The organism is Arthrobacter sp. AOP36-C1-22, from assembly GCF_052377515.1.
Classification (GTDB): domain Bacteria; phylum Actinomycetota; class Actinomycetes; order Actinomycetales; family Micrococcaceae; genus Arthrobacter_H.
Map to the genome: position 1 here is coordinate 110,296 of NZ_JBQSWW010000002.1, position 12,835 is coordinate 123,130.

The following is a 12,835-nucleotide window of genomic DNA, read 5'->3' on the forward strand; positions in this document are numbered from 1 at the left end:
GTGTGTTTCTACTTCTCGACGTAGTCCACGTGGTGTTCAACCATGAGGTCTACCCCGCGGGTTTCCTTCACCAGCGAGACCGCGATCAGGGAGATGATCGAGATGACCACCACGTAGATCCCGATGCTCCACGAGTGCCCGGTCTTCTCCAGCAGCAGCGCCGCGATCAGCGGGGCGAAGGCGCCCCCGAGGATGGCCCCGAGTGCGTAGCCGATGGAGACCCCGGAGTAGCGCACCCGGGCCGGGAACATCTCGGCATACAGTGCCGACTGCGGGCCGTAGGACAGGCCCAGCCCGATGGTCAGGACGAACAGCGCCACGAAGTACCAGTAGATGTTGGCCGTATCGATGAGGAACCACATCGGTACCGCCCAGAGCGCCACCAGGATGTAGCCGATCTGGAACGTCCGCACGCGCCCGATCTTGTCCGAGAGGATGCCCCCGTACATCGTGAAGATCAGCCAACCGAAGGAGGCCAACGCGGTGGCCAGCAGCACCGGGCCGCGGTCCATTTCCAGATTCTTCGAAGCATAGGTGGCGAAGAAGGCGATCAGCAGGTAACCGGCGGCGTTGTTGGCGATGAAGATCAGCGCGGTCAGGACGACTTCACGGGTGTTGTGCTTGAACAGCGTCTTCAGCGGGGCCGAGGACTCCTTCTTGCGTTCCTGCAGGGCGGCGAAGACCGGGGATTCCTCCACCGACCGGCGGATGATGTAGCCCACGAGGATCAGCACGATCGAGAACAGGAACGGCACGCGCCAGCCCCAGGTCAGGAATTCCTTTTCGCCGATCAGGGTGGTGAGCAGCCAGATGGTGCCGGTGGCCAGGATCATGCCGCAGGGGACGCCGATCTGCGGGTAGGCGCCGAAGAATCCACGGCGGTGGTCCGGGGCGTGCTCGACGGACATCAGGGCGGCGCCGCCCCATTCCCCACCTGCGGAGAAGCCCTGCAGCACGCGCAGGAGGATCAGCAGGATGGCGGCCCATCCGCCGATCTGTGCGTGGGTGGGCAGCACGCCGATGAGCGAGGTGGCCATGCCCATCATGACCAGGGTGAAGACCAGCATCTTCTTGCGTCCGAGCTTATCGCCCAGGTGTCCGGCGACGATGGCGCCGAGCGGGCGGAAGAGGAACGAGATACCGATGGAGGCCCAGGAGGCCAGCTGTGCTCCGGTTTCCCCCAGCGGGGCGAAGAACAAGGGGCCCAGGACCAGTCCTGCGGCCTGGGCGTAGATGAAGAAGTCATACCATTCGATGGTGGTTCCGACGAGGGTTCCGGCCAGGACCTTGCGTTCCTCGCGCCGGGTGGCTGCAGTCGGTGCTGCGGCTGACAGGGACATGCGAACTCCAGTGTTCTGCGCTCTCCGCGCTAGGTGCATAACCGACCGAACGGACGGTAAATGTGATCCAACTCATCGTAGCCGAAAAGTTCGTCAATTTCCCGTCAACATTTCACGTATTTCTCTCGGATGACGGCAACGCCTTCCGGCCCGCTCGACCCGGTAGGGAACGCATTTCCGGCGGTATCAGTTCGCCCGTTCCTGTCAAGGGCTTCCGGAGGCTCGTTCAGGATGTTGCGCCCCGGCGGATCACAGGAGTTCTTCGACCCCGAGCTGGCTGCCGGGAATGGTGGTGAAGGCGCTATTGGCGAAAGCCAGGGCGTCCCCGGCGCGGTAGTTGAAGTCCTCGACCTGGCCCAGGTACAGGGTGTGGTCGCCGCCGTCGTAGGCGGCCCAGGGGTTGCAGGAGAAATGCGCCAGCACACCCGCGAGCCGCGGGGCGGTCTCGCCTTCGACCCACACGGGGTCCGGCCCGGGCTTGCCGGCGAAATGCAGGGCCAGGGCCTGCTGCTCGGCGCCGAGGATGTTCACGGTGAAGGGCCGGCCTGCCAGCTCGTCGTGCGCCCGGGTGCTGCGGGCGATGCTGACCAGCACCAGGGGCGGGTCCATCGAGACCGAGGTGAAGGAGTTCACGGTGATGCCATGGCGTTTGGTGGATCCATCGAAGGTCACGATGGTCACCCCGGTGGCGAAGCGCCCCAGGCTGCCCCGGAAATGTCGCGGGTCGGTGGTCCCGATCCGGTGCGGAAGGCCGCCTTCGGCCACTTCGTCCTTCGGGGAGGCGTCCATGCTCGATCCTCCGTCACCGACGATCGGCGTCTTGCCTTCACGACCACCGGTATTCTATATTCGAACTTCTGGTTCCATGAGGGAACTATTCCAAACGTATCCCGGGGTCCTGCAGGGCACAAGAGCCCACACCCCGGTCCTCAAGGCAAAGGCGGTCCCCGTGTCCCAGAACCCCCCGGCCGGCTCCCCTGCGCAGACCCTGTCCCGGGGGCTCCGCGCCCTGGAGATCATCACCGACCGGCCAGAGCCTCCCACGATCGCCGAGCTCGCCGACGAGCTGGGCGTCCACCGCTCCATCGCCTACCGGATCCTGCGCACCCTGGAGGACCATGCCCTGGTCCGTCGGGACAACACCGGACGCCTCGAAGGCGCCCCGGGTCTGGCCTCCTTGGCCCGGGGGGTCCAACGCGATCTGCAAAGCGCCGCCCTGCCGGAGCTGACCGCGTTGGCCAACGAGCTGGGAATGACGGCGTTTTTGGCCGTCTGGGACCACGAGGACTGCATCACCCTGGTCTCCGTCGAACCCCGGCACAGCACCGCCACCGTCATGCAGCGCCCCGGCTCCCGGCACCCGTTGACCCACGGGGCCCCGGGCATCGCGATCCAGTCCGCCTATTCACGCACCGGCTGGGAGGAGGTCGCCCCGAAACATCCCTGGCGCGCCGCCGCGGAGCAGGCAAGGACGGACGGCTATGCCACGAGCCTGGATGAAGTCATCCCCGGGGTCTCCTCGATCGCCGCCGCCCTCCAGGTCCCCGGCCAGACCCCGGCGGCGGTGGCGGTCGTCTATGCCACGGCAGCCCACGACGTCCACGCCGATGCCCTGGGCCGACGCGTGGCCGCGGCCGCGGCCTCCGTCGAGGTCGCCCTGGGCGCATAGCTCCCCCGGGCCTGGGCCGGTCAGGCGCCTTCGGTGCGCGGCACCCGCCCCAGGGCGTAGGTTCCCACCCCGGAGAGGAAGAGGACGATCGCGGCGGCAGCGGCCACCAGGAACGCCCCCTGGGGCCCCACCACATCGGCCAGGACCCCGGCGAAACCATTGCCGATGGCGGTGCCCACGACGATCCCGCTGGCGAGCATCGTCATGACGGTGCCCATCCTTCCGATCGGTGCCACGTCTCCCCCGACGGTGAAGATCGTGACCAGGATCGGCCCGATCGGCAGGCCGATCAGCAACAGGAACACCACCATCGTCCCGATCGTCTGGGGCACCTGCAGCAGCAGGGCCAACGGGATCAGCAGCGCGGCGCATACCGCCCAGCGCACCGGCTGCGCCCAGCCACGGGGCCAGAGCGAGACGGAGAGGGCGGCGACGGCCGAGGTCAGCCCCAGGGCGGCATACAGCAGGCCTCCGGCACTGGCATTGCCGAAGAGTCCCGCATAGGACACGGCGCCGGCCGAGACGGAACCGAAGAGGGTGCCCATCCCGGTCATGCCCAGTACGCAGAGTCCGACGCGCACCACCCGGGCGGTGATCCACCCGGATCCGGGGACCGGCTCGGCGCCGGGCTGCTGGAGTTCAATGGCGTTGGCCGTGGGGTGGACCGCAAAGGCCGGAACCAGGGCCGCGGTCAGCAGGGCGGCCAGGGCCAGCGGGAGCCAGGGGGCCACGAGCGACGCCAGCACACCGACCAACGCCGGCCCCATGACGAAGGTCAGTTCGTCCACGGTGCTTTCATAGCTCAGTGCGGTTTCGAGTTCGCGCCGGCCACGGGAGCGCCCCTGGGTCAGGGCCATCCAGCGCACCCGGGCCAGCGGGCCGACCTGGGGGCAACTCGCCCCGGCGACGAAGGAGATGATGATGACCAGCAGCGGTGACCCGGATTCGATGACCCCCAGGCCGGTAAGGATCAGCGCGGAGACCACGACCGCGTGCAGCAGGGCCGCCGGCACCAGGACCCGACGCTGGCCCCACCGGTCGGCGGCGTAGCCGATCATCGGCGCGCCGATGGCCGAGCCCACCCCCACCGCTCCGGCGGCGACCCCGCCGCTGGCATAGGAGCCGGTCGCGGTGCTGATCAGTGTCAGGGTGCCGATGGTGAGCATGGCCAACGGCAGCCGGGCGAAGAAGGCAAGCGGGAAGAATCCCGGGCCTGCCAGTTCCAGCAAGCTGCGGAAGCTGCCGCCGGAACCGGTGATTGCGTTCTCGGGGGGTGTGCCCGTGGCGGGCGCCGAGGGATCGGTGTTCATGTGTTTCACGGGTCCTTCAAGGTGCGCCCGTCCCAGCCACCCGGAGCGCCCTACCCTGTGCGTTTCCTATTCTACCGTGTCGGCCATGACCACTTCGGCCGTGGATCCGGTGCGCTCCTTGCGGACCCTCAACTGGGCCGGGATGCGTTGCTTCATCTCGGCGACATGGCTGACCAGGCCGACGACGCGGCCCCCGCGGCGCAGCCCGTCGAGGGCATCCATGACCGTTTCCAACGCCCCTTCGTCGAGGGAACCGAAGCCTTCGTCGACGAAGAGGGTCTCGATGTCGATGCCTCCCGACTGTTGTTGGATGACATCGGCCAGCCCCAGGGCCAACGCCAAGGAGGCCATGAAGGACTCGCCTCCGGAGAGCGTCTGGGTGTCCCGACGCTGGCCGGTCCAGGCGTCGAGCACATGGAGCCCCAGCCCGGATTTGGCGTTGCCCTTGGGGCTGTCGTCGTGGACCAGTGAATAGCGTTCGGCGCTCATGACCAGCAGCCGTTCGGTGGCGGCGGCTGCCACGGCCTCCAGCCGGGCGGCCAGGACGTAGGTGGACAGGGTCATCTTGAACCGGTTCTCCCCCATCCCCCGGGCGATATCGGCCAAGGATTTCACCCGCTCGTAGCGCTCCAGCACGGCCCCTTGGCTGGTTTCCAGCCCGCGGAGCCGTTCACTGCGTCGTTCGAACCGTCCGGCATAGGCGCGCAGGACGGCATCTCGTTGGAGCACGGTATCGCGCGACGTCGCGGTGGCGGCGGCGGCAGCCGCGGCGGCCTCCAGTTCCTGCTGGCCCGGGACCTCGAAGCCCGCCTCGACCTCGGTCCTGGCCCGGGCGACCGCGACGGTTCCGGCCAAGGTCTCGATCCGCACCCCCTCGGCGGTGTGGTCGGCGATCCCTGCCTGGGCGCTGGTCCTGGCGTGCGGTTCGAGCAGTGCCGCGGCCCAGCTGGTGTCATCGTCGAATCCGGCCTCCCGGCGTTCGGTCTGCCAGCTCTCGGTGGCTGTTGCCAGGCCGCGCCGGGCCGTCTCGAGCCCACGCGCCGCCCGGGCCAGGTCCTCCAGCACCCGGCGTGCTTCCAACAGCAACCGGTGGCGGGCCTGCAGGGATTCCTCGTCGCCGCGCAACCGCTTCAGCCGGGAGTCCACGGTGGTGATCCGTTGGCCCAGTTGGTCGACGGTTCCTTCCAGGACGCTCAGCGCCGTGGCCTCGGCCGTGGTGCTCGCGCGCAGGCGCTCGAATTCCCCGGTCGCCTCCTCCAGGGCCGTCCGGGAGCGTTGGGCCTGTGCGGCGGATTCGGTCGCCTCGGCCAATGCCTTCTCGGCGTCGGCCAGGGCTTGTTCCGCCTGCTCCGTCGTGGATTCCCCGGCCTGTCCCGCCGCCCGGGAGGCGGCCTCGCGGGCTGCGTGGAGCCCGGAGGCGGCGGTGGCTTCGGCGGCATCGGCTTCGGCGGCCAGCCGTCGGGCATCGTCCTCGTCCTCCTCCTCGACGAGTTCGCCGTCCTCCACCGTGGCGGGGTTGGGGTGCTCGGCCGAGCCGCAGACCAGGCAGGCCTGTCCGGCCACCAGTTCCCGGGCCAATGCCGCGGCCGCCTGGGCCAGTCGGGTCCGCCCGAGGTCGAGCAGTCGTTCCCGGGCGGATAGTTGTCCGTCCTTGGCCCGGGCCCACACGGTGTGGGCCCGGGTTGCTTCGGTGTCGGCGGCGTGGCGGGCCGTGACCGCGGCGACCTGCTCGGCGGCCCGATCGCGGGTAGCCGTCAACGCCGGCAGGGCATCGGCGGTCCCGGACAGGGCGCCGGCCCGTTCCCGCAGCCCCGGCAACGAGGCACCGAGCTTCTCCAGTTCGCCCAGTGCTTCGGCCTGGGTCGCCGTCCGTCGTTGGTGGTCGGCGCGGGCGGCCGCCAATTCGGCTTCCTTCTCGTCCAGCTCCCTCTCCTCGGGCAGGGCCGCTTCCAGCACCGCGGCATCGCCGGTGACCTGCGCAGCCGCTTCGGCGGCCTGACGGGAGAGTTCCGTGGCCCCGGGCTCCGCGGCCCGGCCCTCGGATTCCGGTCCCGCTCCGGTGTCCTGGCCCGTCGCCGCGGCGAGGTAGCTGCCGGCCAGTCCCTCGCCGGCGGCTGTCTGGGCCGATTCCAAGGTCTGCTCCGCGTCCTGGACGGCCTGTTCCGCCCGGCGTCGTGCCGTCTGGGTGGGCTGCAATGCCGCAGCCCGCTCATCCAATGCCACCGTGGCGGCCAGGGCGGCCACCTGCCCGCTGCGTTCGGCATGCGCGGCACGCAACCGCTCCAGTTCGGCCAGCGCCCGGTGGCGTTCCCCGGCTTCGGCGAGCTCGGTTGCGGTGTTCCTGGCCTGCGTCGCGGCGGCATCCGCCGCCGTTCGTTCGGCGTCCAGCCGTGCCGTGTGTTCGTCCAGCCGCGCCTCCAGCAGTGCCAGTAGTTCGGCACTGGGCAGTTCCTGTGGCGCCGGCCGGTCCCCGTCTGCCGCCTCGGGATCGTCGGGGTCCCGGTCGAACGGGGATTCCCCCTCCTCTGTGGTCAGGGAGGCGGTGGCGTCTTCGATCAGTTGGCCGACGGCTTCCCCCCGGGCGCGTTCGGCTTCCTCGGCCGCCGTTCTGGCCGTGGTGAGTTCCTCGGCCAGCAGTGTCTCGACACTGCCGTAGAGCCGGGTGTCGAACAGTGTCTTGAGTAGTTCCTCGCGTTCCTTGTCCTTGGCCCGGAGGAAGGCGGCGAACGCCCCTTGGGGCAGCATGGCGACCCGGGTGAATTCGTCCTTGCCCAGGCCGATGACCCCCCGCAATTCGGCGGCGACCTCATCGTTGCGGGTGGAGATCTCCTGCCACTGACCCTCCACGAGTTCACGCAACCGACTCTGTGCCTGGGCCGTCGTCGTCCGGCCGGCCCCGCGTTTGGAAGGACGTTGCCAGGCCGGTGATCTTCGGACCTCGAATCGGCGTCCCCCGGTGCTGAACTCCAGGACGACCTCCGGCTCATCCGCCGGTCCCGCATGGTCGCTACGCAACGATTTCGTCCCCTCCCTCGCCCCGGGAAGCCCTGCGTAGAGGGCATAACAGATGGCGTCGAGGATGCTGGTCTTGCCGGCACCGGTTTCCCCGTTGAGCAGGAACAGCCCGGCGGCGGAGAGTTCGTCGAAGTCGATGTCCTGCCGGGCGGCGAATGGACCGAAGGCGGCGATCTGCAGGTGGTGGACCCTCATCGTTCCACCTGCCCGCTGGTGGCCTGCTCGAGGATCCGGCCCAACAAGGCGGCCTCGGGCTCCGACGGGGGGCGTTGGCGGACGTGGTCGATGAATCCCGTGCAGACCTCCAATGGGCTCTCGGCTGCCGCCAACCGGTCCCGGTAGCTGCGGTCGACCTCTGCCGGACGGCCTTCGGGCTCGAAGTTCAGGACCAGGGTGCCCGGGAAGCGGCCGCGCAGCCGTTCCATCGCCTGGGAGGGCCGGTCGCGGTCGGTCAGCGTCACTTGGCACCAGGCGGCTTCGGCTCCTGCCAGCCCGGGGTCGGCGAGGAGCTCCTCGAGGGGACCGCGCAGGACGCGCAGTTCGGTGGCGGCGGGCCAGTCCACGGCCTCGACGGAGGAGATGCCCTCGGCGTCTACGTCCAGTAGCCAGGCCCCCTTGCGGTGGGTCGCTTCGGAGAAGGAGTAGGCGATCGGCGACCCCGAATATCGGATGGTCTCGGCCAGGCGCTGCCGGCCGTGCAGGTGCCCCAGGGCTGCGTAGTCCAGACCGTAGAATTCCTCGGTGGGCACGATGTCCAGTCCCCCGATGCTCAGTTCCCGTTCGGAGTCGCTGGCTTGGCCGTTGGCGGCGAAGACGTGGGCCATGACGATGGAGCGGATGGGTTTCTTGGTCCCGGCCCGTCGGGTGGCCAGATCGGCGCGGACCCGATCCATGGCCGCCCGGACCACCGGTTGGTGTCCTGGCTTCTCGACCCCGAACTGCGCCGCGACCATCCGTGGTTCAAGATAGGGCAGCCCGTAGATGGCCAAGGTGAAATCCTCGGCTTCGACCAGGGCCGGGGTATCCAGTTCCGCCGGACGGGTGCGCAGGTGCAGCCCAGCGTGCCCGAGCAGACGGGAGCCGAACCCCAGCCGCAGGGCCGAATCGTGGTTGCCGCTGGTGGCCACGACGGTGGCCCCGGCCTCGCGCAGCCGGAAGACGGCGTCGTCGAACACGGTGACCGCATCGACCGCGGGCAGGGCCCGGTCGTAGATGTCCCCGGCGATCAGGACGACGTCGACCCGTTCGGTCTTCACCGTCTCGAGCAGGGCCTCGACGAAACCGCGTTGGGCCTCCAGGAGCCCGGCGCCATGGAAGGACCGGCCCAGATGCCAGTCGGAGGTGTGCAGAATCCGCATGGCCCCACACTATCGAGCGCCACCGACAGGTGGGACCAGGGGGCCGTCGACCGTGGATCCAGGGCCGCCGGGCAGCAGGACTCGTGGCGGGTTTCTGCGTCGTCGGTGGTCTGTCCGTCACCATTGCTGGCCAGTCTCGGCCGGTGGGGGCACACTGAGGGTATGAGCGAACCTACCGGCACAGGCGTTTCCCGGGATGCTTCCGAGCATCTTGACCCGGCCGGGGCACGAATCCCGACCACGGCCGCAGACATCATGAGCACCCCCGTGGTCACGGTCTCCCCCGGCACCCCCGTCGATCAGATCGCCGCACTGCTGGGCAGGCACCGCATCAGCGCCCTGCCCGTCGTGGAGGAGTCCGGGCATGTGCTGGGGCTGGTCAGCGAATACGATGTGCTCGCCAAGACCGGGACCACCGCCTCCGAAGTGATGAGCCCGGGGGTCATCAGCGTGTCCGTGGACACCCCGATCTCCGATATCCGGGCCCTGCTGGTGGATCAGCGGATGCGTCGCCTTCCCGTCATGGACACCGGCGTCCTGGCCGGAATCGTCAGCCGCCGCGACGTCGTGGCACTGCTGACCACCGAATGGGCGTGTGGAACCTGCGGCGAACCGGCCCGGGGGATGGAACCGCCCGAGAACTGCCCCACCTGCGGGGGCACCGGCATCTTCAGGCTTCAGGAACAGCTCCCCGGCCCCTGACCGCCCCGGGGGCAACGGTACGGAGGCAGTCCAGCAACGGAGGAACATGATGGTTGATCGGAAGGAACAGCGTACTGCCGGGCAGGAGGACGCGCAGACACTGATCGGGTACTACCGGCAGATGGCACTGATCCGCAGATTCGAGCTGACGGCCGACCAGATGTACAAGCGGGCGAAGATCGGCGGGTACTGCCACCTCAACCTCGGTGAGGAAGCCAGCGTCGTGGGACTGATGACCGCGCTGCAACCCCGGGACTACCTCTTCACCAACTACCGCGACCACGGCTATGCCCTGGCCCGTGGAATGAGCACCGGGGCGGTCATGGCCGAACTATTCGGCAAGAGCACCGGGGTCTCCAAGGGCCGCGGCGGTTCCATGCACATGTTCGACACCGAAACCCGCATGCTCGGCGGCTACGGCATCGTGGGCGGACAACTTCCTCCCGCCACCGGGGCCGCACTGGCACTGACCTACCGGGGGGACCCCGGGCCCGAGGCCGAAGCCGTCATGTGCCAGATGGGCGACGGCACCACCAACATCGGCGCCTTCCATGAATCGTTGAACCTGGCGGCCGTCTGGAACCTGCCGATCGTGTACGTCATCATCAACAACGGGTTGGGCATGGCCACCACGGTCGAGGCCGCCGCCGGCGAACCCGAACTATATAAACGCGGCTGCTCCTACCGCATCCCCGGTGAACGGGTCGATGGCAACGACGTGGTGGCCGTCCACGACGCCGCCACCCGGGCCCTGGACCGGGCCCGCCGGGAACGCCAGCCCTTCCTGCTGGAGTTGATGAGTTCACGCCTGCGCGGACACTCGGTGGTCGATCCCGCCCAATACCGTTCCCGGGAGGACGTCGAGCACGCCCAGGCCGCGGATCCGGTCCCGGCCTTCCGCCAGCAGCTGCTGGATTCGGGGGTGCTGGAGGAATCCCTGGCCCAACAGATCGACACCGAATCCCGTGAAGCGGTCAACGCCGCCGTGGCCTTCGCCGAGGCCAGCCCGGATCCGACCCCCGATCAGCTCTTCGACTACGCCTACGCCACCCCCGTCCCCAATTCCCCCGACACCCTGCCCGGCCACCCAGTGACCGGTATGCCATGACCGGCGAAGAAGGAGCCCAGATGACCGACACCACGTACCGGCAGGCCCTGAACGACGCCCTGCGGTCCGAGTTGAGCCGTGACGAGAACGTCCTGCTCATCGGCGAGGAGATCGGCCTGTTCGAAGGCTCCTATAAGATCACCGCCGGGCTGCTGGACGAATTCGGGCCCCGCCGGGTGCTGGACACCCCGATCGCCGAAGAGGGTTTCGTCGGCGCCGCCGTGGGGTCGGCGATGCTCGGGATGCGTCCGGTCGTGGAGATCATGACCTTGAACTTCTCGCTGATAGCCATCGACCAGATCGTGAACCATGCCGCGAAGATCCATGGCATGTTCGGCGGCCAGAGCTCGGTGCCGATGGTCATCCGCATGCCCGGCGGGGGCGGCCAGCAGCTGGCGGCCACCCACTCCCAGAACCTGGAGGTCTGGTACGCCCACATCCCCGGGCTCAAGGTCGTGGCCCCCTCCTCCCCTGCGGACGCCAAGGCCCTGCTGATCGCGGCGATCCGCGACGACGACCCGGTGATCTTCCTGGAGAACCTCGCGCTCTACAACACCCGCGGAGAAGTCCCCGACGGCGACCAGGTCGCCGAGATCGGCAAGGCCTCCATTGCCAAGGAGGGCAAGCACCTCAGCGTCATCACCTATTCGCGGGCCACCACCGTGGCCTTGGAAGTGGCCCGGCAGCTTGAAGAAGAAGGCATCTCGCTGGAAGTGGTGGATCTGCGTAGCCTTCGGCCGCTGGACCGGGAAACCATCTGCGCCTCGGTCCGCAAGACCAGCCGGGCCGTGGTGCTCGAGGACGACTGCCTCAGCTACGGCATCGGAGCCGAGATCTCGGCCACCCTCATGGAGGGGGCCTTCGACTACCTGGATGCCCCGGTCCGCCGGGTGGCGGCGGCCGAGATCCCGCTGCCCTATGCCAAGCCGTTGGAAAGCGCGGCACTGCCCACCGCGAAGGACCTGATCCGGGTCGTCCGCGAACTGCTCGCCGCCACCAGTTTCACACGATAGGAGACCGCGATGCCCGAGGTGAACATGCCCCGCCTGTCCGACACGATGCAAGAAGGTGTCCTCAGCCGCTGGGTCAAGAAGGTCGGGGACGCGGTGAGCGAAGGCGATGTCCTCGCCGAAATCGACACCGATAAGGCCACCATGGATCTCGAGGCCTTCGACGACGGGGTCCTGGAGAAGATCCTGGTCGAGGAAGGCACCATGGTCGCCATCGGGGAACCCGTGGCGTTCATCGGCTCGGGGTCCGGGACCGAGCCCGGTGCCGACGCCCCGACCGGACAGGACGCCCCGTCCCCTGCCGCCCCTGAGGACTCCCCCGCCCAGGCGTCCGAAAGCGCCCCCGCGCCACGGCCCGCCGAGGGGACTTCGACGCCCGGGACCATGGAGCCTCGCCCCCCGACCGGGGCCACCGGCGGACGCCTGCTCGCCTCCCCGCTCGCCCGCAGGATCGCCGAACAGCATGGCATCGATCCGGCGTCGATCACCGGGACCGGCCCAGGCGGTCGGATCGTCAGGGCCGATGTCGAAGCCGCGGTGGCCGCCCAGGCCGACACCGCCCCGCAGCAGCCCGCAGGGAAGACCGCGGCGAGCAATACCTCCACGGATGAGACGGAATCGGTGGAGGTTCCCCTGACGATGATGCGCAAGGTGATGGCCGAACGACTCACCGAAAGCGCTGGCGCCCCGCACTTCTACCTGACCAATGTGGTGGCCGTGGACCGGCTCTTCGCCCTGCGCGCCGAGATCAATGAACGCTTCGCCGACACCGGGACCAGGATCAGCGTGACCGACCTGCTGGTCAAGGCGTGCGCCCTGACCTTGGAGGACCACCCCCAGGTCAATGCCTCCTGGGCCGGGGACAAGATCCTCCAGCATCCGCGGGCACATATCGGGGTGGCGGTGGCCCTGGATGACGGGCTGATCGTCCCGGTCGTCCGCAACGCCGCCACCAAGGGCCTCGATGTGATCTCCACGGAAACCCGGGCCTTGGCCACGAAGGCCCGGGACGGCAAGCTGGCCCCGGCCGAATTCAGCGGCGGGACCTTCTCGATCAGCAACCTGGGCATGTTCGGCATCGACAACTTCACCGCGGTCATCAATCCACCCGAGGCCGCGATCCTGGCAGTGGGCGCCACCACCGAGGAGCCCTACGTGCAGGACGGGAAGCTCTCCAGCCGCCGGATCATGAAGATCACCCTCACCTCCGACCACCGGGTCCTGGACGGCGCCGTTTCGGCGGCGTTCCTGCGCGATCTCAAACGCACGCTGGAAGAGCCTTTGAGGATCATCATCTGATCCGTCCTCCGACCGGGCGTCCCG

The 12,835-nt window shown here is 68.8% G+C and carries 10 protein-coding genes; 5 read left to right on the forward strand and 5 right to left on the reverse strand.

Annotation, left to right across the window (positions count from 1 at the left end; genetic code table 11):
- Positions 1-8 precede the first annotated feature (8 nt).
- Positions 9-1,340, reverse strand: coding sequence for an MFS transporter (locus tag ACT3S6_RS02155; protein WP_444553520.1), 1,332 nt, complete (start codon positions 1,338-1,340; stop codon positions 9-11).
- Between the two features lie 249 nt (positions 1,341-1,589).
- Entirely contained in the window at positions 1,590-2,129 is a 540-nt protein-coding gene (locus tag ACT3S6_RS02160) for a flavin reductase family protein (RefSeq protein ID WP_444553521.1), read from the reverse strand.
- A gap of 160 nt (positions 2,130-2,289) precedes the next feature.
- Between ACT3S6_RS02160 and ACT3S6_RS02165 the strand changes: the two genes are divergently transcribed.
- Positions 2,290-3,009 carry an IclR family transcriptional regulator gene (locus ACT3S6_RS02165; protein ID WP_444553522.1) on the forward strand — a complete coding sequence of 240 codons (720 nt, stop codon included), beginning with the start codon at positions 2,290-2,292 and terminating at the stop codon, positions 3,007-3,009.
- A 20-nt stretch (positions 3,010-3,029) separates the two neighbouring features.
- Here ACT3S6_RS02165 and ACT3S6_RS02170 read toward each other — a convergent pair whose 3' ends face one another.
- The 3 genes from ACT3S6_RS02170 to ACT3S6_RS02180 all read right to left on the reverse strand — a co-directional run bounded on the left by ACT3S6_RS02170 (position 3,030) and on the right by ACT3S6_RS02180 (position 8,692).
- On the reverse strand, positions 3,030-4,319 hold the full coding sequence (locus tag ACT3S6_RS02170) for an MFS transporter (RefSeq protein ID WP_444553523.1): 1,290 nt from the start codon (positions 4,317-4,319) through the stop codon (positions 3,030-3,032).
- A gap of 66 nt (positions 4,320-4,385) precedes the next feature.
- Positions 4,386-7,529: an AAA family ATPase gene (locus ACT3S6_RS02175; RefSeq protein ID WP_444553524.1), complete on the reverse strand. Its 3,144-nt coding sequence runs from the start codon at positions 7,527-7,529 to the stop codon at positions 4,386-4,388.
- Positions 7,526-8,692 carry an exonuclease SbcCD subunit D gene (locus ACT3S6_RS02180; protein WP_444553525.1) on the reverse strand — a complete coding sequence of 389 codons (1,167 nt, stop codon included), beginning with the start codon at positions 8,690-8,692 and terminating at the stop codon, positions 7,526-7,528. Before ACT3S6_RS02180 ends, ACT3S6_RS02175 begins: the two co-directional genes overlap by 4 nt.
- A gap of 162 nt (positions 8,693-8,854) precedes the next feature.
- On the opposite strand from ACT3S6_RS02180, the gene ACT3S6_RS02185 reads away from it, so the two are divergent.
- From ACT3S6_RS02185 to ACT3S6_RS02200, 4 genes are read left to right on the forward strand one after another with little or no spacing between them, the layout of a single operon-like run.
- Positions 8,855-9,394 carry a CBS domain-containing protein gene (locus ACT3S6_RS02185; RefSeq protein ID WP_444553526.1) on the forward strand — a complete coding sequence of 180 codons (540 nt, stop codon included), beginning with the start codon at positions 8,855-8,857 and terminating at the stop codon, positions 9,392-9,394.
- Between the two features lie 46 nt (positions 9,395-9,440).
- On the forward strand, positions 9,441-10,502 hold the full coding sequence (gene pdhA / locus ACT3S6_RS02190; RefSeq protein ID WP_444553527.1) for a pyruvate dehydrogenase (acetyl-transferring) E1 component subunit alpha: 1,062 nt from the start codon (positions 9,441-9,443) through the stop codon (positions 10,500-10,502).
- Positions 10,503-10,522: 20 nt separating this feature from the next.
- The gene (locus ACT3S6_RS02195) at positions 10,523-11,515 is read left to right on the forward strand and encodes an alpha-ketoacid dehydrogenase subunit beta (RefSeq protein WP_444553528.1); all 993 of its coding nucleotides are present in this window, start codon (positions 10,523-10,525) and stop codon (positions 11,513-11,515) included.
- A gap of 9 nt (positions 11,516-11,524) precedes the next feature.
- Entirely contained in the window at positions 11,525-12,811 is a 1,287-nt protein-coding gene (locus tag ACT3S6_RS02200) for a pyruvate dehydrogenase complex dihydrolipoamide acetyltransferase (RefSeq protein ID WP_444553529.1), read from the forward strand.
- Positions 12,812-12,835: the final 24 nt, after the last annotated feature.

Excerpts from the sequence above, each read along its gene's own strand:
- ACT3S6_RS02175 (WP_444553524.1), bottom strand. The coding sequence starts at position 7,529 with ATGAGGGTCCACCACCTGCAGATCGCCGCCTTCGGTCCATTCGCCGCC.
- ACT3S6_RS02170 (WP_444553523.1), bottom strand. The coding sequence starts at position 4,319 with ATGAACACCGATCCCTCGGCGCCCGCCACGGGCACACCCCCCGAGAAC.
- ACT3S6_RS02155 (WP_444553520.1), bottom strand. The coding sequence starts at position 1,340 with ATGTCCCTGTCAGCCGCAGCACCGACTGCAGCCACCCGGCGCGAGGAA.
- ACT3S6_RS02160 (WP_444553521.1), bottom strand. The coding sequence starts at position 2,129 with ATGGACGCCTCCCCGAAGGACGAAGTGGCCGAAGGCGGCCTTCCGCAC.
- ACT3S6_RS02200 (WP_444553529.1), top strand. The coding sequence starts at position 11,525 with ATGCCCGAGGTGAACATGCCCCGCCTGTCCGACACGATGCAAGAAGGT.
- ACT3S6_RS02185 (WP_444553526.1), top strand. The coding sequence starts at position 8,855 with ATGAGCGAACCTACCGGCACAGGCGTTTCCCGGGATGCTTCCGAGCAT.
- pdhA (WP_444553527.1), top strand. The coding sequence starts at position 9,441 with ATGATGGTTGATCGGAAGGAACAGCGTACTGCCGGGCAGGAGGACGCG.
- ACT3S6_RS02180 (WP_444553525.1), bottom strand. The coding sequence starts at position 8,692 with ATGCGGATTCTGCACACCTCCGACTGGCATCTGGGCCGGTCCTTCCAT.
- ACT3S6_RS02195 (WP_444553528.1), top strand. The coding sequence starts at position 10,523 with ATGACCGACACCACGTACCGGCAGGCCCTGAACGACGCCCTGCGGTCC.